General features: G+C 71.7%; 21 protein-coding genes. 15 read left to right on the top strand and 6 right to left on the bottom strand.

From position 1 onward, the window contains the following. Window positions 1–47: 47 nt before the first annotated feature. The gene (locus tag STRCI_RS22730; RefSeq protein WP_269660800.1) at window positions 48–1,382 is read right to left on the bottom strand and encodes a PH domain-containing protein; all 1,335 of its coding nucleotides are present in this window, start codon (window positions 1,380–1,382) and stop codon (window positions 48–50) included. Beyond that, a complete protein-coding gene (locus STRCI_RS22735) occupies window positions 1,379–1,909 on the bottom strand; it encodes a PH domain-containing protein (protein ID WP_269660801.1) in 531 nt (176 codons plus the stop codon). Before STRCI_RS22735 ends, STRCI_RS22730 begins: the two co-directional genes overlap by 4 nt. A 31-nt stretch (window positions 1,910–1,940) precedes the next feature. On the opposite strand from STRCI_RS22735, the gene STRCI_RS22740 reads away from it, so the two are divergent. Continuing rightward, window positions 1,941–3,089, top strand: coding sequence for an NADH-quinone oxidoreductase subunit D (locus STRCI_RS22740; protein WP_269660802.1), 1,149 nt, complete (start codon window positions 1,941–1,943; stop codon window positions 3,087–3,089). Here the strand turns inward: STRCI_RS22740 and STRCI_RS22745 are convergent. Continuing rightward, window positions 3,054–4,154, bottom strand: a complete 1,101-nt coding sequence (locus STRCI_RS22745; RefSeq protein ID WP_269660803.1) for an SAM-dependent methyltransferase — start codon at window positions 4,152–4,154, stop codon at window positions 3,054–3,056. The genes STRCI_RS22740 and STRCI_RS22745 overlap by 36 nt on opposite strands. Before the next feature lie 118 nt (window positions 4,155–4,272). On the opposite strand from STRCI_RS22745, the gene STRCI_RS22750 reads away from it, so the two are divergent. Together STRCI_RS22750 and STRCI_RS22755 are read left to right on the top strand one after the other, a co-directional pair. Next, window positions 4,273–5,475 carry a sensor histidine kinase gene (locus STRCI_RS22750; RefSeq protein ID WP_269660804.1) on the top strand — a complete coding sequence of 401 codons (1,203 nt, stop codon included), beginning with the start codon at window positions 4,273–4,275 and terminating at the stop codon, window positions 5,473–5,475. A gap of 64 nt (window positions 5,476–5,539) precedes the next feature. Beyond that, entirely contained in the window at window positions 5,540–6,214 is a 675-nt protein-coding gene (locus tag STRCI_RS22755; protein WP_269660805.1) for a response regulator transcription factor, read from the top strand. Window positions 6,215–6,244: 30 nt separating this feature from the next. Here STRCI_RS22755 and STRCI_RS22760 read toward each other — a convergent pair whose 3' ends face one another. After that, complete coding sequence (locus STRCI_RS22760) at window positions 6,245–7,351, bottom strand: DUF5937 family protein (protein WP_269660806.1); 1,107 nt, start codon at window positions 7,349–7,351, stop codon at window positions 6,245–6,247. A 180-nt stretch (window positions 7,352–7,531) separates the two neighbouring features. Here STRCI_RS22760 and STRCI_RS22765 point away from each other — a divergent pair, with 180 nt between their 5' ends. Next, window positions 7,532–7,738 carry a hypothetical protein gene (locus STRCI_RS22765; protein WP_269660807.1) on the top strand — a complete coding sequence of 69 codons (207 nt, stop codon included), beginning with the start codon at window positions 7,532–7,534 and terminating at the stop codon, window positions 7,736–7,738. Here the strand turns inward: STRCI_RS22765 and STRCI_RS22770 are convergent. Further along, window positions 7,728–8,933 (bottom strand): threonine aldolase family protein, encoded by a 1,206-nt coding sequence (locus tag STRCI_RS22770; RefSeq protein WP_269660808.1) that lies wholly within the window; start codon window positions 8,931–8,933, stop codon window positions 7,728–7,730. The genes STRCI_RS22765 and STRCI_RS22770 overlap by 11 nt on opposite strands. A gap of 188 nt (window positions 8,934–9,121) precedes the next feature. Between STRCI_RS22770 and STRCI_RS22775 the strand changes: the two genes are divergently transcribed. From STRCI_RS22775 to STRCI_RS22820, 10 genes are all read left to right on the top strand, one after another. Next, entirely contained in the window at window positions 9,122–10,042 is a 921-nt protein-coding gene (locus STRCI_RS22775; RefSeq protein ID WP_269660809.1) for a Rossmann-like and DUF2520 domain-containing protein, read from the top strand. Continuing rightward, the gene (gene panC / locus STRCI_RS22780; RefSeq protein ID WP_269660810.1) at window positions 10,039–11,049 is read left to right on the top strand and encodes a pantoate--beta-alanine ligase; all 1,011 of its coding nucleotides are present in this window, start codon (window positions 10,039–10,041) and stop codon (window positions 11,047–11,049) included. The genes STRCI_RS22775 and panC overlap by 4 nt, the downstream gene beginning before the upstream one ends. Next, window positions 11,046–12,758: an L-aspartate oxidase gene (locus STRCI_RS22785; protein ID WP_269660811.1), complete on the top strand. Its 1,713-nt coding sequence runs from the start codon at window positions 11,046–11,048 to the stop codon at window positions 12,756–12,758. Before panC ends, STRCI_RS22785 begins: the two co-directional genes overlap by 4 nt. A 5-nt stretch (window positions 12,759–12,763) precedes the next feature. Beyond that, a complete protein-coding gene (nadC, locus tag STRCI_RS22790) occupies window positions 12,764–13,741 on the top strand; it encodes a carboxylating nicotinate-nucleotide diphosphorylase (protein WP_269660812.1) in 978 nt (325 codons plus the stop codon). A 16-nt stretch (window positions 13,742–13,757) separates the two neighbouring features. After that, complete coding sequence (locus tag STRCI_RS22795; RefSeq protein WP_269660813.1) at window positions 13,758–14,555, top strand: type III pantothenate kinase; 798 nt, start codon at window positions 13,758–13,760, stop codon at window positions 14,553–14,555. Window positions 14,556–14,691: 136 nt separating this feature from the next. Continuing rightward, entirely contained in the window at window positions 14,692–15,351 is a 660-nt protein-coding gene (locus tag STRCI_RS22800; protein ID WP_269664622.1) for a hypothetical protein, read from the top strand. Window positions 15,352–15,409: 58 nt separating this feature from the next. After that, window positions 15,410–15,589 (top strand): hypothetical protein, encoded by a 180-nt coding sequence (locus STRCI_RS22805; RefSeq protein WP_269660814.1) that lies wholly within the window; start codon window positions 15,410–15,412, stop codon window positions 15,587–15,589. A gap of 139 nt (window positions 15,590–15,728) precedes the next feature. Beyond that, on the top strand, window positions 15,729–16,157 hold the full coding sequence (locus STRCI_RS22810) for a BlaI/MecI/CopY family transcriptional regulator (RefSeq protein ID WP_269660815.1): 429 nt from the start codon (window positions 15,729–15,731) through the stop codon (window positions 16,155–16,157). A gap of 9 nt (window positions 16,158–16,166) precedes the next feature. Beyond that, on the top strand, window positions 16,167–16,715 hold the full coding sequence (locus tag STRCI_RS22815) for an amino-acid N-acetyltransferase (RefSeq protein WP_269660816.1): 549 nt from the start codon (window positions 16,167–16,169) through the stop codon (window positions 16,713–16,715). A gap of 228 nt (window positions 16,716–16,943) precedes the next feature. Beyond that, window positions 16,944–17,279: a histone-like nucleoid-structuring protein Lsr2 gene (locus STRCI_RS22820; RefSeq protein ID WP_030573823.1), complete on the top strand. Its 336-nt coding sequence runs from the start codon at window positions 16,944–16,946 to the stop codon at window positions 17,277–17,279. Here STRCI_RS22820 and STRCI_RS22825 read toward each other — a convergent pair. Further along, window positions 17,258–17,917, bottom strand: a complete 660-nt coding sequence (locus STRCI_RS22825; RefSeq protein WP_269660817.1) for an SCO3374 family protein — start codon at window positions 17,915–17,917, stop codon at window positions 17,258–17,260. The two genes, STRCI_RS22820 and STRCI_RS22825, sit on opposite strands and share 22 nt — an antisense overlap. Before the next feature lie 430 nt (window positions 17,918–18,347). On the opposite strand from STRCI_RS22825, the gene STRCI_RS22830 reads away from it, so the two are divergent. Next, entirely contained in the window at window positions 18,348–20,873 is a 2,526-nt protein-coding gene (locus STRCI_RS22830) for an ATP-dependent Clp protease ATP-binding subunit (protein ID WP_269660818.1), read from the top strand. The last annotated feature ends 50 nt before the right edge of the window (window positions 20,874–20,923 follow it).

Consider the following 20,923-nt stretch of genomic DNA (forward strand, 5'->3'; position numbering starts at 1 on the left):
GCCCCTTTTGCCGTCCAGCGGTCCATTGCTGCCAGCCACTGGTCCGGTCACGCCATCCACCGGTCCGGCAGCGCGTCCCTCCGGCCCGTCCGGGAGCGTTCGGCCTGGGTCCGGAGCAGCTCCGCCGCCTCCTCAGCGTCCCGCAGACGCGCTGTGACGGTCTTGTTGGCCCCCGTGTCCACGTGGACGTCGGCGACGCCCAGCGCGCGCTTCCAGGGCCCCTGCGCGAGCCGCACGCTCTGCACCTTCGCGTGCGGCACGAGCGCCAGGCTCCGGCGCAGCAGTCCTTCGTGCGCGGCGAACACCGCGTCGGTGACGACCAGTCCGTAGCCGCGCCACCACAAGGGCACGCACCAGCGCGCACGCCGCGGCGGCCGGGACAGCGCCGAGTCCGGCGGCACGGTCACGCCGGGAAGCACCCGCGCGATGACGGCCTCGGCGACCTCACGCGGGGCGACCGGAACCAGTACGGAGTTCGACGACCCCGCCACGTCCAGCTCCACGCGCACCCATCCGTGCCGCCGCCACAGCAGCGGCCGCACGATCCGCACCGTCTGCACCCGTCCCGGCGGCACCGTCTCGTGGACGCGGTCCAGCAGTCCGCGGTCGATGTGCAGTCCGTCGGGGGAGTCGGCGACCGTCCAGTCGTACTCGGCGACGAACCGGCCCACGCTGCTCGCGCCCGCCGCGCCGAGCAGGGGCAGGGCGGTGGCGAGGACCGTCCACACGCTGTGGGTGGCGAACCAGAGCACCGGCGGGACGACGAGGGCGGCGACCAGGGTGCCCCAGGTGGCGCCCGTCAGCACGAGGGAGAGCGCGAGCTCGCGTGGGGGCGTGCGCATCAGCTCGCGCGCCGGTGCCTCGCCGACTTCGTGCGCCGTCTCGGGTGCGAATCCGGCGGCGCGCGCCAGGAGTTCCGCACGGAGCGCACGCGCCTCCTCCGCGCCCAGGAACGCGAGCTCGTCCTTCTTGTCGGCGCCGACGACATCGAGTTTGAGCTTGGCCACGCCCGCCACGCGCGCGAGGAGCGGCTGGGTGACGTCGATGGCCTGGATGCGCTCCAGGCGGATGTGCGCGGTGCGCCGGAACACCAGACCGGTCCGGATGCGCAGTTCGGTGTCGGTGACCGCGAAGTGCGTGAACCACCAGGTGAGGAAGCCGTACAGGGCGGCGGCCGGTACGGCGACGGCTATGGCGAGCAGCAGCGTGGTCGTCGTCAGCCGGGTCAGCTGTCGCTGTGTCTGGTCGGGGTCGTGCACCGCCCACCCGATGACCACGGCCACCGGCGCCCACGCCCGCCTGAGCGGCGTCACGGGATGCAGCCGCCGCTCGGTGACGGCCGGCTGCGCGCGGACTGCGTCCTCGACGCCCGGGACGGTCACAGCCCCGCCGATCGGGCCTCACCGAGCTCGGTGAGCCGGTCGCGCAGCCGTTCGGCCTCGGCCGGGTCCAGGCCGGGGATGGTGGCGTCGGTCGCGGCGGCCGCGGTGTGCAGCTGCACGCTGGCCAGCCCGAAGTGCCGCTCGACGGGCCCGGAGGTGACCTCCACGAGCTGCATGCGGCCGTACGGCACGACCGTCTCCTCGCGCCACAGCACGCCCCGGCTGATGAGCAGGTCGTCGGCGCGCTCGGCGTAGCGCCAGGAGCGCCAGTTGCGGCCGAGCATCACCCAGCCCCAGACCGCCACCGCCAGGGGCATCAGCGCGAACGCGGCCCAGGTGGGGCCGGCGAGGAGACCCAGGAGCACGGCGAGGCCGATCGTCAGCAGTCCCAGCCACACCACCAGCAACAGCCGCCGCATCCGCAACAGCCCCGGTGGCAGCCCGGTCCAGACCGGCTCGTGCCCGACAGCAGGCGCGGCGCCCGTATGCCCGGTATGCGCCGCGTTTTCCCGGCTCCCCGTCTCCATATGGTCAGCCTACGTAGGAGAGACTGTGTCCATGCCTACGACGGAGACCACGGTCGGTATCGGCGGAGCCGCGGAGAGCACCGACATGGTGCTCAACATCGGGCCCCAGCACCCGTCCACGCACGGTGTGCTGCGCCTGCGGCTCGTCCTGGACGGCGAGCGCATCACCAGCGCCGAACCGGTGATCGGCTATATGCACCGCGGCGCGGAGAAGCTCTTCGAGGCGCGCGACTACCGCCAGATCATCATGCTCGCCAACCGCCACGACTGGCTGTCGGCCTTCTCCAACGAGCTGGGCGTCGTCCTCGCCGTGGAACGTATGCTCGGCATGGAGGTGCCCGAGCGCGCGGTGTGGACGCGGACGCTGCTCGCGGAGCTCAACCGGGTGCTCAACCACCTGATGTTCCTCGGCTCGTACCCGCTGGAGCTGGGCGGGATCACGCCGATCTTCTACGCCTTCTCGGAGCGCGAGGAGCTCCAGCACGTCATGGAGGAGGTCTCCGGCGGGCGCATGCACTACATGTTCAACCGCGTGGGCGGCCTCAAGGAGGACCTGCCCGCCGGCTGGACGACACGCGCGCGTGCCGCCGTCGCCGATGTGCGCTCCCGGATGGACCGGTTCGACGACCTGGTCCTCGGCAACGAGATCTTCCGCGGGCGCACGCGGGGCGTGGGCGCCCTCTCGGCGGAGGCCGTGCACGCGTACGGCGTGAGCGGGCCCATCGGGCGCGCCTCGGGCGTGGACTTCGACCTGCGCCGCGACGAGCCCTATCTCGCCTACGGCGAGCTTCAGGACACCCTGAAGGTCGTGACCCGTCAGGAGGGCGACTGCCTGGCCCGGTTCGAGTGCCTGCTGGAGCAGACCCACAACGCACTCGACCTGGCCGACGCCTGCCTCGACCGGCTCACCGAGCTGCCGCCCGGTCCGATCAACCAGCGGCTGCCCAAGGTCCTGAAGGCGCCCGAGGGGCACACCTACGCGTGGACCGAGAACCCCCTCGGCATCAACGGCTACTACCTCGTCAGCAAGGGCGAGAAGACCCCGTACCGGCTCAAGCTCCGCTCCGCCTCGTTCAACAACATCCAGGCGCTGGTGGAACTGCTCCCGGGGACGCTGGTGGCGGACATGGTGGCGATCCTGGGGTCAATGTTCTTCGTGGTCGGGGACATCGACAAGTAGCTCCCGGAGCGGTCCTTCGAGGGGTGCGTCCGGAATTCCTACCGGCTGAAGCAGCCACCCGAAGTCGCCGAGGCCGCCGGGCGCGGTGAGCTCGGCGGCCTCACCGGCGCTCGCGAGGGCGCGTACGTAGGCGGCGGGTTGCGTGGTCGCGAGGGCGAGCGGGGGGCGTGCGCCTGTGATGCCCAGGGCGCGCAGAGCGTCGCGCTGCACGAGCAGACGCGCAGGCGTCAGCGCATGCGCCGTAGTGCCCGCCTCCGCGCCCGCCCGCGCACTCGGGTTCACGCCCGCGTGCGCACAAGCGTCCAGCGCCACATGTGCCGTGATGTCGCACGACCCGTCCGGCACCGGCGCCGTCTCGCGCCCCTCGCGGAAGCCGGTCAGCGTGCCGAACAGCGGGCGTTCGTCCGCCGTGTGCGCGTAGTCGACGGCGACCGCGAGCCCCCGCCTGAGCGTCGCGACGGCCGCCGCCCACGCCTCGTCCCGGGGCCGGCCGATCTCGGCTCGCGACCCCTCCTCCGCGGGAAGCGGCCACCAGCGCGCGAGCCACTCCGCGTCCGCCCCCTCGACCGGCTCCCCGAGCCGCTCGGTCCCGTCGCGTCGGACGAGGACGAGGCGCGGCACTCCCGCGGCGTCGGCCTCAGCGACCTCGACGGGGACGTTGTCGAGCCACTCGTTGGCGAACAGCAGGCCCGTGATGCCGTGTGGCGGCCGCGCGAGCCACTCGATCCGGTGATCGAGTCCCGGCGGGCGGTCGGCGAGTTCGACGGCGTACCCACGCGCGCGGGCGGCCACGTCCGCGGGGAGGGCGGCGAGGACCGCGGTGATCAGTTCGCCCCGGCCCGCGGCCATGTCGACGAAGTCGAGCCTCCCGGGGCGGCCGAGCGCCTCGTCGACGTGGCACAGCAGCCGGGCCACGGCCTCGGCGAAGAGGGGCGAGGCGTGGACGGACGTACGGAAGTGACCGGCCGGGCCCTCGGGCCTGCGGTAGAAGCCGTGGGGTCCGTACAGCGCCTGCTGGGCCGCCGCCCGCCACCCCGGCCAGTCCTCGCCTGTGTCTTCCGTCACCGGCCCAGGCTAAAGGCACAGGGGAACGGTCCCTCCACCTTGGGGAGTACGCGCGCCCGTCGCGGATCGGTCCTCCGGTTGACCCCTGCACACGTCACGCTTCCCTACGCTGGGTTACGTGCAGCGCATCTATGACTTCCTCCGCAGGCACCCGACGTGGGTCGACAGCTTCTGGGCCGTCTTCCTGTTCGGGATCTCGGTGGTGTCCGGGGTCGTGCAGCAGGAGGTGGAGCGCACCGACTACCCGGTGGCCGCCGTGCCGATCGCGCTGCTGCTCTCCCTGGTGGTCGCCCTGCGCCGGCTGATGCCGGAGCGGATGCTGCTGCTGGCCGTCGGTCTCGGTGTGGCGCAGTTGGCGCTGGACGTGGAGACGATGCCCGCCAACTTCGCCATGCTGGTGATCACCTACACCGTCGCCGCGACCGGTGCCCGCTGGGCCTCCCGGATGGCGCTGGGCGTCGGCCTGGTGGCGGCGCCCCTGGCGCAGCTGCGCTGGCCGGAGAACGAGTCCAGCGCACTCGGCACCGTCGCCATCATGATCTTCACCACGGTGCCGTTCGCGCTCGCCTGGGTGCTCGGCGACTCGATACGCACCCGGCGCGCGTACTTCGCGGAGCTGGAGGAGCGCGCGAGCCGGCTGGAGAAGGAGCGCGAGGCGCAGTCCAAGGTCGCGGTCGCCGCCGAGCGCGCCCGGATCGCGCGCGAGCTGCACGACGTCGTCGCGCACAACGTGTCGGTGATGGTGGTGCAGGCCGACGGCGCCGCCTACGTCCTCGACGCCGCGCCCGACCAGGCCAAGAAGGCCCTGGAGACGATCTCCTCCACCGGCCGTCAGGCCCTCGCCGAGATGCGCCGCCTGCTGGGCGTGCTGCGCACCGGTGAGCATCAGGAGAGCGGGGAGTACGTCCCGCAGCCCGACGTCGAGCAGATCGACGAGCTCGTCCAGCAGTGCCGCACCTCCGGACTGCCCGTCGACTTCAAGGTCGAGGGCACCCCGCGCCCGCTGCCCAGCGGGGTCGAGCTGACCGCCTACCGCATCGTGCAGGAGGCGCTCACCAACACCCGCAAGCACGGCGGTCCGAACGCGGGTGCGAGCGTGCGCCTGGTCTACTTCGACGACGGCCTCGGCCTGCTCGTCGAGGACGACGGCAAGGGTGCCCCGCACGAGCTGTACGAGGAGGGCGGGGTCGACGGAGCGGGCCACGGCCTGATCGGCATGCGGGAGCGCGTCGGCATGGTCGGCGGCACTCTGGACGCCGGCCCCCGCCCCGGCGGAGGATTCCGCATCAGCGCCCTGCTGCCGCTGAAAGCGGCGCACTGAGGCGAGCCATGCGCTGTGTTGACACCTGTAACAACCCCGTAGACGGACAGGGAAGAGGACCCCGATGACGATCCGCGTGATGCTCGTCGACGACCAGGTGCTGCTGCGCACCGGGTTCCGGATGGTGCTCGCCGCCCAGCCGGACATGGAGGTCGTCGCGGAGGCGGGCGACGGCGTGGAGGCCCTTCAGGTGCTGCGGGAGACCGCCGTCGACGTGGTGCTGATGGACGTGCGCATGCCGAAGCTGGACGGCGTGGAGACCACCCGCCGCATCTGCTCGGACCCCAACCCGCCGAAGGTGCTGATCCTGACCACCTTCGACCTCGACGAGTACGCCTTCTCCGGGCTGAAGGCGGGCGCCTCCGGCTTCATGCTCAAGGACGTGCCGCCCGGTGAACTGCTCGCCGCCATCCGCGCCGTGCACAGCGGCGACGCGGTGGTGGCACCCTCGACCACACGCCGTCTGCTGGACCGCTTCGCGCCGATGCTGCCGAGCACCGGCAAGGAGCCGAAGCACAAGGAGCTGGAGCGGCTGACCGACCGCGAGCGGGAGGTCATGGTGCTGGTCGCGCAGGGCCTGTCCAACGGCGAGATCGCGGCCCGGCTCGTGCTGTCGGAAGCCACCGTGAAGACGCATGTGGGCCGCATCCTGACCAAGCTCGGGCTGCGGGACCGGGTGCAGGTGGTGGTCCTGGCCTACGAGACGGGACTGGTGCGGGCCGGCGGCGGCCAGGGCTGAGCCGGGGCGTTCACCACCAAGGCGCCCCGGTCACCGCAGCAGGGCCTCCAGGAAGTCGCTGCCGAGCCGGGCCACGGCCGTCACGTCCAGCTGGTGCAGGACGTAGCGGCCGCGGCGGCGGGTGGTGATCAGACCCGCCTTCTTCAGCACGCCCAGGTGCCGGGATATCTCGGGCGCGGTCATCCCGTGGATCTGGACCAGCTCGCTCGTGGTGTACGTGCTGCGGGCGAGGTTGCGGCACAGCTGCATGCGCACCGGGTGGGACAGGGCGGTCATCCGCAGGATCAGCTGGTCGACCGCGGGCGGCGCGCTGAGCTCGGGGGAACCGACCGGGTAGTGCACCACCGGCTGCCAGCCGTGCCGGTGCAGCACCATCAGATGCGGCCAGCCCAGGCTGGTCGGCACGAGCAGCAGGCTGCGGTCGCGGATGACGGTGTGGCCCTGGCGCAGCTTGTCGATGGTGATGCGGCCGCCGTCCTCGTCGAGCTTCACGGCCGCGGACACCGAGGTGAGCGCCCCGGCCAGCCCCTTGTGCCGCATCAGGTCGGTCTTGTGGCGGGCGTCGGTGGCGAGCTGGTGCCGCAGGCGGTACCAGACGTCCGCGAAGAACGCCTCGTCGCAGTCCTCCAGGAACTGCCGCAGCCAGGCCCGGATCCGCGGCGGTTCGTCCAGCAGCCGCTTGCTGAAGCGCAGCTGCTGGGGCCCGCGCGCGGCGGCCAGTTCCAGGGCGCGGCGGCGCAGCTCGGCGTCGTCGAGCACCGAGGGGCCCGGGGTGGCGTACGGCAGGGCGCAGGTGAACTCCAGCGCGGCGTCCACGAACTGCTCGTCCGTCAGCTTGTCCAGCAGGTCCAGTTCCTCGGCGAGGGTGGCGCCCGGGAGGGTGGGTCCGCCGGGGACGCCGGCGCAGGGCAGGAACAGGTCCGAGAACGTCGTACGCCACAGGAAGTCGGCCTCGCACATACGGTCGGCCAGATGCGGGTCGAGGCCCGCGGTCACGCTGGTCACCCAGCCCTGGAGTCCCGGATGGTGGGCCGGCTCGGACAGCGCGTGCAGCGCCATGCCGAGCTCGGCCAGGGGAGAGGGCACGACCGCGACTCTCTCCGGCCGCAGCCCCGCGATGTCGATGCTCACGCTCATGCCCTCATGGTGCACCCCACCACTGACAACGCCGCCCTCGCTTGACGCCCGCCGTCAATCGACGCGACTTCGGCACGGGAGGGGCGCACGCTGGGAGGGCCGGGGCAGCCGCGGAGCCTTCCGGATCCGGCAACCGTCCAGAACCGGAGCCTGCCCCTCGTCCAGAAGAGGCGAACCGCCATGAGCATCACCCAGCAGTACCTCCTCGACGCGTACCGCGCCGGGCAGCACGGCGAGCCCGCGCCGCCCGCGCCGGGCACCCACGACGCGCGGGTCGTACGGGAGTGGCGGGACGAGCGCCGCTTCCGTGCCGTCCTCGCCGGGCGCCCGGTGGGCGGCAGGCTCCGCCGGGCCCTGGGCCGCCGTGGTCCGCGCCCTACCCTCTGACCTGCTCCTTCAGCCGCCGCACGAACTCCGCTACGGCCGTCCGTATGTCGTCGGCGGTCCAGGTCAGGCCCGCGGCCCGTACGTCGATCTCCGTGACGGCGAGTCCGGGGCCGGGAGCGGCCCAGGGGCGGGAGAACAGCAGTGTCCTCGTCTCCTCGGCGTGCCGGACCGCCGCCTCGGCGACGTCGTCGGCGTCGTACGGCAGCCAGAGCTGGAACTCGTTGGTGTGCGGCACCTCGGGGTGGACGCGGGTCCAGGGCACGCCCGCCGCCGCGAACCCCTCGCGCAGCGCGCCGGCCACCACGCGCGCGTGCCGGACGTAGTCGGGCAGCCGGGGCAGCTCCCGCTCCAGGCCGACGAGGGCCGACAGGGCGGTCGGGAACTGCTGGAAGACGGTGCCGCCGTACCGGTGGCGCCAGGCCTTCATCTCGTCGACGAGGGGCCGGGGCCCGGCGACCGCGGCGCCGCCGTAGCCGTCGAGGGACTTGTAGAAGGACACGTAGACGCTGTCCGCGAGGTCCGCGATCTCGTCCAAGGGGCGCTCGAAGTGGACGGTGGACTCCCACAGGCGCGCGCCGTCGAAGTGCACCACCGCCTCGCGCTCCCGCGCCGCCTCGGCGACCTCGGTGAGCTCCTCCCAGGACGGCAGGACGAAACCGGCGTCCCGGAGCGGCAGTTCCAGCATCAGCGTCCCGACGGGCTCGTCCAGGCCGCGCACCTCGTCGGCGGTCGGCTGGCGCGGCTCGCTCGTGATCCTGACCGGGCGCAAGCCGCTGACCTGGCTGAACGCGTTCCGCTCGTGCACCTCGGGGTGGGCCAGCGCGTGCAGGGCGACGGCGGGGTTCCCGGTCCGGCCCGCCCAGCAGCGCAGGGCCACCTGCTGGGCCATGGTGCCGGTCGGGAAGAACGCGGCGGCCTCCTTCCCGAGCAGCCCGGCGACCTTGTCCTCCAGGGCCTCGACGACGCCGTCGCCGTACATGTCGGCGGGCTGGTCGAGGTCGTACACGTCCGCCGCGCCCTCCAGGAGCGCGAGGCGGTCCCGGAGCGTGCGCTGTGCCACCGGGCGCCCCAGCAGGCGCCGCGCGCTCCTGGACGCGCTGACGCGCCGCTTCCTCAGGAGCTTGCGCCGTTCGTCGTCCGGGAGCTGCTCCGCGCGCCCCGCGCCCTGCTGATTCGTCTCCGCCGCATCACTCATGCCCGGATGATGTCGCGCCCCGCCTCACGCGGGCACCCGCATTTTCCGCAAGCGTTTGCCCGCGCGCGGAAGGCTCACGGAAAACCCACAGCCTGTGGACAACCGAACTCCCCTCGAACCGATCGCGTTAACATGACGAGAAATCGTCCGGTACCCGGAGCGGACTGGAACGGGAAGGCCACCGTCGAGTGAGTACAAGCCAACAGCCAGATCCGAAGGACCGCCCCGCGCGGCTCACCGTCGGCGTTGTCGGCGCCGGCCGCGTGGGCCCCGCGCTCGCCGCGTCCCTCCAGCTCGCCGGGCACCGCCCGGTGGCCGTCTCCGGGGTCTCCGACGCCTCTCGCCGACGGGCCGCGCAACTCCTGCCCGACGTCCCCCTCGTGCCGCCCGCCGAGGTCCTCCAGCGCGCCGACCTGGTCCTGCTCACCGTCCCCGACGACGCCCTGACCGCACTGGTCGCCGGTCTCGCCGAGACCGGCGCCGTACGGCCCGGCCAGCTGCTGGTGCACACCTCCGGGCGGTACGGCGCCAAGGTCCTCGACCCCGCCCTGCGCGCGGGCGCGCTGCCGCTGGCCCTGCACCCCGCGATGACCTTCACCGGCACTCCCGTGGACGTCCAGCGCCTGGCGGGCTGCTCGTTCGGCGTGACCGCCCCCGAGGAACTGCGGCTGGCCGCCGAGGCCCTCGTCATCGAGATGGGCGGCGAACCGGAGTGGATCGCCGAGGAGATGCGGCCGCTCTACCACGCGGCCCTCGCCCTGGGCGCCAACCACCTGGTGACGCTGGTCGCCCAGTCCATGGAGCTGCTGCGCGCCGCCGGGGTCGAGGCCCCCGACCGGATGCTCGGCCCGCTGCTCGGCGCCGCCCTCGACAACGCCCTGCGCTCCGGCGACGCCGCCCTGACCGGCCCGGTCGCGCGCGGGGACGCCGGCACGGTCGCCGCGCACGTCACCGAGTTGCGCAAGCACGCCCCGCAGACCGTCGCCGGCTACCTGGCGATGGCCCGCGCCACCGCCGACCGCGCCCTCGCGCACGGGCTGCTCAAACCGGAACTCGCCGAAGACCTGCTCGGAGTGCTCGCCGACAGCACCAAGGGAGACGCGGGATGACCACCACCCTGCTGCGCACCGCCGCCGAACTGGCCGCACGCGCGCGCACCGGCCGCCGGGCCGTCGTGATGACCATGGGGGCCCTGCACGAGGGCCACGCCACCCTGGTCCGCTCCGCGCGTGAGATCGCCGGACCGAACGGCGAGGTCGTGGTGACGGTCTTCGTCAACCCGCTCCAGTTCGGCGCGGGCGAGGACCTCGACCGCTACCCGCGCACCCTCGAAGCCGACCTCAAGATCGCCGAGGAGGCCGGCGCGGACGTCGTGTTCGCGCCCTCCGCGGAGGAGGTCTACCCGGGCGGCGAACCCCAGGTCCGGGTCAGCGCGGGCCCCATGGGGGAGCGCCTGGAGGGTGCCGCGCGCCCCGGGCACTTCGACGGCATGCTCACGGTCGTGGGCAAGCTGCTCCACCTCACCCGCCCCGACGTGGCGCTGTTCGGCCAGAAGGACGCCCAGCAGCTCGCCCTGATCCGCCGCATGGTCCGTGATCTGAACTTCGGCATCGACATCGTGGGCGTCCCGACCGTGCGCGAGGAGGACGGCCTGGCCCTGTCCAGCCGCAACCGCTATCTCTCGCCCGCCGGCCGGCGCACCGCGCTCGCGCTGTCCCAGGCGCTGTTCGCGGGCCAGGACCGGCACGCGGCGCAGGAGGCACTGCGCGCGCGGGCGCTCGAAGTGCCCGCCACGCACGCGCGTGCCGAGGCGCTCAGCGCCCTCGGGGAGTCCCGCGCCGCCGCCGACGCGCACGCCGTCGCCAAGGCCGCCCCGGGCGGCCCAGCCGCCGTGCGCGCCGCCGCCCGCCTCGTCCTGGACGAGGCCGCCCGCCTCGACCCGCCGCTCGCCCTGGACTACCTCGCCCTCGTCGACCCCGCCGACTTCACCGACATCGGTGACGACTTCACCGGCGAGGCCGTCCTCGCGGTCGCCGCCCGGGTCGGCACGACCCGGCTGATCGACAACATCCCCCTCACATTCGGAACTCTCGGAACCCTCGGAGCCGCCTCGTGACCAGCACAGGCATACGACTGCACGCCCCCGCGCCCGGGTGGTCGATCGACGCGGACGTCGTCGTCGTCGGCTCCGGCGTCGCCGGTCTGACCGCGGCCCTGCGCTGCGAGGCCGCCGGTCTGACCACGGTCGTCGTCACCAAGGCCCGCCTCGACGACGGCTCCACCCGCTGGGCGCAGGGCGGCATCGCCGCGGCCCTCGGCGAGGGCGACACCCCCGAGCAGCACCTGGCCGACACCCTGGTCGCGGGCGCCGGGCTGTGCGACGAGGACGCGGTGCGGATCCTCGTCACCGAGGGCCCGGACGCCGTGCGCCGGCTCATCGAGACGGGCGCCCACTTCGACGAGTCGGAGGAGGGCGGCCTGGAGCTCACCCGCGAGGGCGGCCACCACCGGCGCCGGATCGCGCACGCGGGCGGCGACGCGACCGGCGCGGAGATCTCCCGCGCGCTGGTCGAGGCGGTTCGTGCGCGGGGCGTGCGCACCATCGAGAACGCGCTCGTCCTGGATCTCCTCACGGACGCCGACGGCCGTACCGCGGGCGTGACCCTGCACGTGATGGGCGAGGGCCAGCACGACGGCGTGGGCGCCGTGCACGCCCCCGCGGTCGTCCTGGCGACCGGCGGCATGGGCCAGGTCTTCTCCGCCACGACCAACCCCTCGGTCTCCACCGGCGACGGTGTCGCGCTCGCCCTGCGCGCGGGAGCCGAGATCTCCGACCTGGAGTTCGTGCAGTTCCACCCCACCGTGCTGTTCCTCGGCGCGGACGCGGAGGGCCAGCAGCCGCTCGTCTCCGAGGCCGTGCGCGGCGAGGGCGCCCACCTGGTCGACGGCGACGGCGTGCGCTTCATGGTCGGCCAGCACGAACTGGCCGAGCTCGCGCCCCGGGACATCGTCGCCAAGGGCATCATGCGGCGCATGCAGGAGCAGGACGCCGAGCACATGTTCCTCGACGCCCGGCACTTCGGCGCCGACATGTGGGAGCACCGCTTCCCGACGATCCTCGCCGCCTGCCGCGCCAACGGCATCGACCCCGTCCACGAGCCCATCCCGATCGCCCCGGCCGCGCACTACGCCTCCGGGGGCGTGCGCACCGACTCCCAGGGCCGTACGACCGTCCCCGGCCTGTACGCGTGCGGCGAGGTCGCGTGCACCGGCGTGCACGGCGCGAACCGGCTCGCGTCCAACTCCCTGCTGGAGGGCCTGGTCTACGCCGAGCGCATCGCCGCCGACATCACGGCGAGCCACGCCGGCCACGGCCTCCACGCGCGGGTGCCGCATCCGGTGCCGTACCCGGAGGTGCCCGCGCATCCGCTGCTCGCGCCCGAGGACCGGTTCGCCATCCAGCGGATCATGACGGAGGGCGCGGGCGTCCTGCGCTCCGCCGGCTCCCTCGCGCGGGCCGCCGAGCAGCTCCAGCGGCTGCACGCGGACGCGCGCGAGGCACTCGTCGAGAACGGCAAGACCGCCGAGCCCGGCGTCGACACCTGGGAGGCCACCAACCTCCTGTGCGTGGCCCGCGTCCTGGTCGCCGCCGCCCTGCTGCGCGAGGAGACCCGCGGCTGCCACTGGCGCGAGGACCGGCCCGAGCGCGACGACACCGACTGGCGCCGGCACATCGTCGTACGGCTGAATCCGGACCGCACACTCGCCGTAGAGCCCACCGATACCGCAGACTTCCCCCCGACCCGGCAGCCCCAGGAGCAGTGACAGACGTGAGCACCCCCGACCTCCCCCTCGCCCAGGAAGACGGCTGCGGCGACGGCTGCGCCTGCGGGGCGGACACCGACGAGACGTATCTGGAGTGCGGGCTCGACCCCGCGCTCGCCGAGCTGCTGGCCGCCGCGGGCCTCGACCCCGTGGAGGTCGAGGACATCGCGAACGTCGCCATCCAGGAGGACCTCGCCCACGGCGTGGACGTGACGACGGTCGCGACCATCCCCGAGGACGCGGTCGCCACCGCCGACTTCACCGCCCGTGAGGCGGGCGTGGTGGCGGGGCTGCGGGTCGCCGAGGCGGTGATCTCCGTGGTCTGCACCGACGAGTTCGAGGTCGAGCGCCATGTCGAGGACGGCGACCGGGTGGAAGCCGGGCAGAAGGTGCTGTCGGTCACCACGCGCACGCGCGACCTGCTGACCGCCGAGCGCAGCGCGCTGAACCTGATGTGCCGCCTGTCCGGCATCGCCACCGCCACGCGTGCGTGGGCCGATGTTCTGGAGGGCACCAAGGCACGCGTGCGGGACACGCGGAAGACCACCCCGGGGCTCCGCTCGCTGGAGAAGTTCGCGGTCCGCTGCGGCGGCGGTGTGAACCACCGGATGTCGCTGTCGGACGCGGCCCTGGTCAAGGACAACCACGTGGTCGCCGCGGGCGGCGTCGCGCAGGCCTTCAAGGCCGTCCGGGAGGCCTTCCCCGAGGTGCCGATCGAGGTCGAGGTGGACACCCTGCACCAGTTGCGCGAGGTGGTGGACGCCGGGGCCGATCTGATCCTGCTGGACAACTTCACGCCCGGGGAGTGCGAGGAGGCCGTGGCGCTCGTGAACGGGCGGGCGGCGCTGGAGGCGTCCGGGCGGCTCACGCTGGAGACCGCCAAGGCGTACGCGGACACGGGTGTCGACTATCTGGCCGTGGGGGCGCTGACGCACTCCTCGCCGATCCTCGACATCGGGCTGGACCTGCGAGCGGCGGAGTAGGGAGCGGGATCCGGCCATGCTGCTGACGATCGACGTAGGCAATACCCACACCGTCCTGGGCCTGTTCGACGGCGAGGACATCGTCGAGCACTGGCGCATCTCCACGGACGCGCGCCGCACCGCGGACGAGCTCGCGGTGCTGTTGCAGGGGCTGATGGGGATGCATCCCCTGCTCGGTGAGGAGCTGGGGGACGGCATCGACGGGATCGCGATCTGCGCGACCGTGCCGTCCGTGCTGCACGAGCTGCGGGAGGTGACGCGGCGCTACTACGGCGATGTGCCGGCGGTGCTGGTCGAGCCCGGGGTGAAGACGGGCGTGCCGATCCTCACCGACAACCCCAAGGAGGTCGGCGCGGACCGCATCATCAACGCGGTCGCGGCGGTCGAGCTGTACGGCGGGCCCGCGATCGTCGTGGACTTCGGTACGGCGACGACCTTCGACGCGGTGTCCGCGCGCGGGGAGTACATCGGCGGCGTCATCGCGCCCGGTATCGAGATCTCCGTGGAGGCGCTCGGTGTCAAGGGGGCGCAGCTGCGGAAGATCGAGGTGGCCCGGCCGCGGAGCGTGATCGGCAAGAACACGGTCGAGGCGATGCAGTCCGGGATCGTGTACGGCTTCGCCGGGCAGGTGGACGGCGTGGTCAGCCGGATGGCGCGGGAGCTGGCCAACGACCCGGAGGACGTGACGGTGATCGCGACCGGCGGACTGGCCCCGATGGTCCTGGGCGAGTCCTCGGTCATCGACGAGCACGAGCCCTGGCTGACGCTGATCGGGCTGCGGCTGGTGTACGAGCGGAACGTGTCCCGCATGTGAGGACGCGGAGGACGCGGCGGCGCCCGCCCGGTCCGACCGGGTGGCTCCGTCGCGCCACGCCCTCTCCCTATGTCGAGTTTGTCTGATTAGCGCGTATCGTCGGCGCATGCCCACGCCATACGGATCTCGCGGCGGCATGGCGTTCGGCGTGGAGGAGCTGCGTGTGCTCCGCCGCGCGCTCGCTCTTGCCCTGAACCCCGACCCCGCCTCGGCAGAGGACGTCCAGGAGTGTCTCCGCCTCGCCGATTCGCTGGACGAAGCGATGCGCGAGGGTGCCCGGCTGCGCGCCTTCCTCGTGGCCGACCTCGCGCGCTACCGCTCCGCCCTCCCCGGCACCGCCGCCGGTTATCTCGCCCTTCTGGAGGAGGCCCTGGGTGCCGGATACCGGCCCGACCCCGACGATCTCGCCGCCCTGCGCGCCCTGCGCGGCAACCCCGTCGCCGCGGCTCTCCTGAGCCGCTGCCAGGTGCTGGCCGAGCGGGACGTACGAGCCCGTCTCGCGCGCGGTACGGCCCGGCGGGACTCCTCGGCCATCCCGACCGTCCCCGCCTCCCGTACCCGCCTTCTCGCCCTTCCTGGAGGCCTCGCGGCGACACCGGCCGCCGACGCGGACGGCGATCCCGCCGAGAAGCCCGCCAAGAAGCCCCCGGCCAGGCCCGCCGAGAAGCCGGCCGACCCCGAGCCCGCGGCACCGCAACCGCCCCGCCGCCCCGTCCCCACCCCGGGCGAGGTCTTCCCCCGCCGCAAACCGACTCCACCCCCGGCGCAGCCACCCCACCAGCTGGCCGCCGGCTGACCCGCCGCCCGCGAACCCCACCCCTTTCCCGGTCCGCGCCCCTCGCTACCCTGAATCCATGGACTACGTCTCCGCGCTCGTGCCCCCCGTCGTCATGGCCGTGTTCTTCATCGGGGTGATCAGGGTGATCGTGAAGACCCAGGGCGGGGCCAACAAGGCCAAGGAGGACGCCGTCGTCGACGCCGCCCTCGCACGGGCCGAGGGGGCCCGGCAGGGGGCGGGACGCGCGGACGGCTGACGCCGCCGGGACTGTCAGGGCGTACGACTCTCGCTTTTCGAGTCGTACGCCCTTTTTGTGATCGTTTGCTGATGAAAGTGCACGTCCGGCACGCCAATCCCGGCATCTCCCACTATTGTGCTGAGCTGTGCCTCGCCCATTGGGAGAACTCGAAGACGCGGTCATGACGCGGGTGTGGAAGTGGAACCGCCCGGTGACCGTTCGAGAAGTCCTCGAAGATCTTCAGCAGGAACGGTCCATCGCGTACACCACGGTGATGACCGTTTTGGACAATCTCCATCAGAAGGGCTGGGTGCGCCGTGAGGCGGAAGGCCGGGCCTATCGGTATGAGGCGGTGTCCACTCGCGCCGCTTACGCCGCCGCCCTGATGAACGACGCCTGGTCGCAGAGCGACAACCCCGCCGCCGCCCTCGTCGCCTTCTTCGGCATGATGAGCGAGGAACAGCGGCATGCCCTTCGGGATGCGGTCCGCATCGTCCAAGGGCCGGAAGAAGCCGGGCAAGTGGATAGCGGGTCCGATACCCCCGCCGAGAACCCCGGCTCGGCAGCGGAGGGCGACGGGCGATAGCGTCCGCTCATGTCCGCACAGAGCTCACCGGCAGAGAGCCCAGAAGTCACCGCAAAAGCCATCACCGTCCGACGGGCCCGCACCAGCGATGTCCCGGCGGTGCGCCGGCTCCTTGACGCCTACGTCCGCGGCTCCATCCTGCTCGACAAAGCCACGGTGACGCTTTACGAGGACATCCAGGAGTTCTGGGTCGCGGAACGCGACGACAACGCGGAGGTCGTCGGCTGCGGCGCCCTGCACGTGATGTGGGAAGACCTCGCGGAAGTCCGCACTCTCGCCGTGAAGCCGGGACTGAAGGGCGCCGGCGTCGGTCACCACTTGCTGGAGAAGTTGCTCCAGACCGCGCGTTGGCTCGGTGTTCGCCGGGTTTTCTGCCTGACCTTCGAAGTGGACTTCTTCGCCAAGCACGGCTTCGTCGAGATCGGAGAGACGCCGGTCGACACGGATGTCTACGCCGAGCTGATGCGTTCCTATGACGAGGGCGTCGCGGAGTTCCTCGGTCTCGAACGAGTGAAACCGAACACCTTGGGCAACAGCCGGATGCTTCTGCATCTGTGATCGCCGGTAAGCCGAAGCGGAGACCGAAGCAGAGATCCGGTGCCCTATGTCCGAAACGCGCATGTTTCCGGGCGGGGAGCGGGCTGTAGGTCTCTGCCAGGGGTTTGTGTTTTTCCAGCAAAAGCGGTTTGCTTTCCGACGTAGTGCAGTACTGCATATAACAGGGGACGGCGAAACGGCGGGACGCCGCAGACCCCAGCCCTCAAGTTATCGATGAAAGGAAATCCGGTGGCACAGAAGGTTCAGGTCCTTCTTGTCGACGACCTCGACGGCGGCGAGGCGGACGAGACCGTGACGTTCGCGCTGGACGGCAAGACGTACGAGATCGATCTCACGACTGCCAATGCGGACAAGCTCCGCGGCCTTCTCGAGCCTTACGTGAAGGGTGGTCGTCGTACCGGAGGCCGTGCTTCGGGTGGGCGTGGAAAGGCGCGTGCCGCTTCCGGTGGCAGCCAGGACACCGCCCAGATCCGCGCGTGGGCGAAGGAGAACGGTTACGAGGTCAACGACCGCGGCCGTGTTCCCGCGTCCATTCGTGAGGCTTACGAGAAGGCCAACGGCTGAGCGCACACGCGGCGCAGCCGCATTCGGTGGCAGTGCGTGGCCACCGTGTCCACGAGTCGTACGAGATCGGGGGCGCCCCCACCGCCCCCCAGAGCCGACAGCGTCGGCAGCGAGGCCTCGACCTCGCACCCCGGCTCGGGGGGTCGCAGCCAGACGGCGACCCCCTGCGGCGTGCCGGGGCGGCCCAGGGGAAGCGGCCGCCCGTCGGCCACCGCCCCCGGCCCGGGGAGATCGGGCGCGTCCATGACACCGCCCGGTGCAGGCCCCCCGAAGGGCTCGGGCGCCTCCATGACGCCACCCTCGCCCGTTGCCGTGAGGTCCAGGGGCAGTGCGCCCCACTCCAGCCAGGCCAGCACCCCGGGCAGCTCCTCCGCGCTGCCCGCGGCCACCAGGAGTCGCATCCGGTCGTCGCGCAGGGCCACCGGAGAGCCCGGCAACAGATGGCGCAGCGCCGCCCGGCCCGCCTCGGCCGGGACGTCCAGGACGTCGAAGCGCAGGCCCAGCCGGAGTCCCGGTGGATTCCCGGGCACCGTCGGCCACCCCAGTTCGTTCTCGTACCACCGGCGGACCTGATCGCTCGGATCGAGCGGCCGACGGGGAAGCGGGACCGTGGTGACCGGAGGGAGGCTGCCAACCATGCCAAGTGCAACCGCCCGAAGAGGTCGCGAGTTACGCTGGGTGTTCTCGCGAACGCGCAGAGTATCGACGGAGGGGGCGTACGGGGGTGCGGGGAGGCGCGAGGTTGTTCGCCCGTAGCGGAGGGAACCCGTGCACGCGGCATGGACTGTCCGTCGCTGCGGGTAAGACATCCCTAGTGAGAGGGGGCGACACGCAGGACAGGGCGTCTCACGTTCGCCATCGGCGTACTGGCGAAGCGGGTAACTGCCTGGCCTGCGGGAACATCGTCTCGCACCATCGGGTTGGAGCAGATGTCGGCGTTCGGGGTCAGGAGGCCATCGACGGTGTCGGCAGTTGGAATGAGCGGTCCCCGCTTGCGGGACTAAGCTGCGGAAGGACAGGGAGGGGAAGTTCCCCCCACTGCCTGACCGCTCTGAGGAGCGATTAACGATGTTCGAGAGGTTCACCGACCGCGCGCGGCGGGTTGTCGTCCTGGCTCAGGAAGAAGCCCGGATGCTCAACCACAACTACATCGGCACCGAGCACATCCTCCTGGGCCTGATCCACGAGGGTGAGGGTGTCGCCGCCAAGGCCCTTGAGAGCCTCGGGATTTCGCTCGAGGCGGTCCGCCAGCAGGTGGAGGAGATCATCGGCCAGGGCCAGCAGGCCCCGTCCGGGCACATCCCCTTCACCCCCCGTGCCAAGAAGGTCCTGGAGCTGTCGCTCCGCGAGGCCCTTCAGCTCGGCCACAACTACATCGGCACGGAGCACATCCTGCTCGGCCTGATCCGTGAGGGCGAGGGCGTCGCCGCCCAGGTCCTGGTCAAGCTGGGCGCCGATCTCAACCGGGTGCGGCAGCAGGTCATCCAGCTGCTCTCCGGCTACCAGGGCAAGGAGACCGCCACCGCCGGCGGGCCTGCCGAGGGCACCCCCTCGACGTCCCTGGTCCTCGACCAGTTCGGCCGGAACCTCACCCAGGCCGCTCGTGAGTCCAAGCTCGACCCGGTCATCGGGCGCGAGAAGGAGATCGAGCGGGTCATGCAGGTGCTGTCCCGCCGTACCAAGAACAACCCGGTCCTGATCGGTGAGCCCGGCGTCGGCAAGACCGCCGTCGTCGAGGGCCTCGCTCAGGCCATCGTCAAGGGCGAGGTGCCCGAGACCCTCAAGGACAAGCACCTCTACACCCTGGACCTCGGCGCGCTGGTCGCCGGCTCCCGCTACCGCGGTGACTTCGAGGAGCGCCTGAAGAAGGTCCTCAAGGAGATCCGCACCCGCGGCGACATCATCCTGTTCATCGACGAGCTGCACACGCTGGTCGGTGCGGGTGCCGCCGAGGGCGCCATCGACGCCGCCTCCATCCTGAAGCCGATGCTGGCCCGCGGTGAGCTCCAGACCATCGGTGCCACCACCCTGGACGAGTACCGCAAGCACCTGGAGAAGGACGCCGCGCTGGAGCGCCGCTTCCAGCCCATCCAGGTCGCGGAGCCGTCCCTGCCGCACACGATCGAGATCCTCAAGGGTCTGCGTGACCGGTACGAGGCCCACCACCGGGTCTCCATCACGGACGAGGCGCTGGTCCAGGCCGCCACCCTGGCCGACCGGTACATCTCGGACCGCTTCCTGCCGGACAAGGCGATCGACCTGATCGACGAGGCCGGTTCCCGGATGCGCATCCGCCGGATGACCGCGCCGCCGGACCTCCGCGAGTTCGACGAGAAGATCGCCGGCGTCCGCCGCGACAAGGAGTCCGCGATCGACTCGCAGGACTTCGAGAAGGCCGCCTCCCTGCGCGACAAGGAGAAGCAGCTCCTGGCCGCCAAGGCCAAGCGCGAGAAGGAGTGGAAGGCCGGCGACATGGACGTCGTCGCCGAGGTCGACGGCGAGCTGATCGCCGAGGTCCTCGCGACCGCCACCGGCATCCCGGTCTTCAAGCTGACCGAGGAGGAGTCCTCGCGTCTGCTGCGCATGGAGGACGAGCTCCACAAGCGGGTCATCGGCCAGGTCGACGCCGTCAAGGCGCTGTCGAAGGCGATCCGCCGTACGCGTGCCGGTCTGAAGGACCCCAAGCGTCCCGGTGGCTCGTTCATCTTCGCCGGCCCGTCCGGTGTCGGTAAGACCGAGCTGTCCAAGGCGCTCGCCGAGTTCCTCTTCGGCGACGAGGACGCGCTGATCTCCCTCGACATGTCGGAGTTCAGCGAGAAGCACACCGTCTCGCGTCTGTTCGGTTCGCCTCCCGGCTACGTCGGCTACGAAGAGGGCGGCCAGCTGACCGAGAAGGTCCGCCGCAAGCCGTTCTCCGTGGTCCTCTTCGACGAGGTCGAGAAGGCGCACCCGGACATCTTCAACTCGCTGCTGCAGATCCTGGAGGACGGTCGTCTGACCGACTCCCAGGGCCGGGTCGTGGACTTCAAGAACACGGTCATCATCATGACGACCAACCTCGGCACCCGGGACATCTCCAAGGGCTTCAACCTTGGCTTCGCGGCCTCGGGCGACAAGAAGTCCAACTACGAGCGCATGAAGAACAAGGTCTCGGACGAGCTCAAGCAGCACTTCCGGCCCGAGTTCCTCAACCGCGTCGACGACGTGGTCGTCTTCCCGCAACTGACGCAGGAGGACATCCTGCGGATCGTCGACCTCATGGTCGGCAAGGTCGACGAGCGCCTGAAGGACCGGGACATGGGCATCGAGCTCTCCCAGTCCGCCAAGGAGCTGCTGTCCAAGAAGGGTTACGACCCGGTGCTGGGTGCGCGTCCGCTGCGTCGCACCATCCAGCGCGAGATCGAGGACACGCTCTCGGAGAAGATCCTCTTCGGCGAGCTGCGCCCCGGTCACATCGTGGTCGTGGACACCGAGGGCGAGGGCGAGTCCCAGACCTTCACCTTCCGCGGTGAGGAGAAGTCGGCGCTGCCCGACGTCCCGCCGATCGAGCAGGCGGCCGGCGGTGCCGGGCCGAACCTGAGCAAGGAGGCGTAAGCCTCACGAGCGAGTGAAAGGGCCGGTGCTCATCGAGCACCGGCCCTGTC

The organism is Streptomyces cinnabarinus (assembly GCF_027270315.1).
Classification (GTDB): domain Bacteria; phylum Actinomycetota; class Actinomycetes; order Streptomycetales; family Streptomycetaceae; genus Streptomyces; species Streptomyces cinnabarinus.

Excerpts from the sequence above, each read along its gene's own strand:
- STRCI_RS22735 (WP_269660801.1), bottom strand. The coding sequence starts at position 1,909 with ATGGAGACGGGGAGCCGGGAAAACGCGGCGCATACCGGGCATACGGGC.
- STRCI_RS22740 (WP_269660802.1), top strand. The coding sequence starts at position 1,941 with ATGCCTACGACGGAGACCACGGTCGGTATCGGCGGAGCCGCGGAGAGC.
- STRCI_RS22755 (WP_269660805.1), top strand. The coding sequence starts at position 5,540 with ATGACGATCCGCGTGATGCTCGTCGACGACCAGGTGCTGCTGCGCACC.
- STRCI_RS22760 (WP_269660806.1), bottom strand. The coding sequence starts at position 7,351 with ATGAGCGTGAGCATCGACATCGCGGGGCTGCGGCCGGAGAGAGTCGCG.
- STRCI_RS22765 (WP_269660807.1), top strand. The coding sequence starts at position 7,532 with ATGAGCATCACCCAGCAGTACCTCCTCGACGCGTACCGCGCCGGGCAG.
- STRCI_RS22770 (WP_269660808.1), bottom strand. The coding sequence starts at position 8,933 with ATGAGTGATGCGGCGGAGACGAATCAGCAGGGCGCGGGGCGCGCGGAG.
- panC (WP_269660810.1), top strand. The coding sequence starts at position 10,039 with ATGACCACCACCCTGCTGCGCACCGCCGCCGAACTGGCCGCACGCGCG.
- STRCI_RS22795 (WP_269660813.1), top strand. The coding sequence starts at position 13,758 with ATGCTGCTGACGATCGACGTAGGCAATACCCACACCGTCCTGGGCCTG.
- STRCI_RS22800 (WP_269664622.1), top strand. The coding sequence starts at position 14,692 with ATGGCGTTCGGCGTGGAGGAGCTGCGTGTGCTCCGCCGCGCGCTCGCT.
- STRCI_RS22805 (WP_269660814.1), top strand. The coding sequence starts at position 15,410 with ATGGACTACGTCTCCGCGCTCGTGCCCCCCGTCGTCATGGCCGTGTTC.
- STRCI_RS22815 (WP_269660816.1), top strand. The coding sequence starts at position 16,167 with ATGTCCGCACAGAGCTCACCGGCAGAGAGCCCAGAAGTCACCGCAAAA.
- STRCI_RS22825 (WP_269660817.1), bottom strand. The coding sequence starts at position 17,917 with ATGGTTGGCAGCCTCCCTCCGGTCACCACGGTCCCGCTTCCCCGTCGG.
- STRCI_RS22830 (WP_269660818.1), top strand. The coding sequence starts at position 18,348 with ATGTTCGAGAGGTTCACCGACCGCGCGCGGCGGGTTGTCGTCCTGGCT.